1 protein-coding gene is annotated in these 602 nt (G+C 58.3%); it reads left to right on the plus strand.

Translation table 11 applies throughout. The features are described 5' to 3' along the window. Positions 1-8 precede the first annotated feature (8 nt). A partial coding sequence (locus AC1D00_RS44375) for a serine hydrolase domain-containing protein (RefSeq protein WP_477015110.1) occupies positions 9-602 on the plus strand: 594 nt, incomplete at its 3' end.

Below are 602 nucleotides of genomic sequence, written 5' to 3' on the forward strand. Positions count from 1 at the left end.
GGGACATATTGCGCGAGCGCATCGACCGCGCCCATCAGAGCGTCGGTATTGTCGCGATTTCGTTTGATTCGGCCCGCGAGAAGATCGTGACCTACGGTCAGTCCGGTTCTGCCGTCGACCAACTCGATCGCGACACCGTGTTTGAGATCGGTTCCATCACCAAGGTCTTTACAGCGCTTTTGCTGACCGAGATGGTCACCCGCGGTGAAGTTGCCCTCGATGATCCGGTTTCAAAATTTCTTCCCGGCACCGTGAAGATGCCAGATCGGAATGGCAAGCAGATCACCTTGCTCGATCTCGCGACCTACACATCCGGTCTGCCGCGGATTCCCGACGGGATACCAGCGTCCGGCGATAATCCGTATGCTGCCTATACGGTCGAGCAACTCTATGCTTTTCTGTCTAGCTACACCCTGCATTACGACCCGGGCACTCACTACGAGTATTCCAATCTCGGCTTTGGCCTGCTCGGGCACGCGCTCGCGCTGAGAGCCGGCAGCAGCTACGAGGATCTGCTTGTGTCGCGTGTGTGCGAACCCCTGGGATTGCGGGATACGTGCATCTCGCTGAGCAATTCGATGCGCGAGCGCCTTGCCCAAGGC

The organism is Bradyrhizobium sp. P2_E8 (assembly GCF_056403875.1).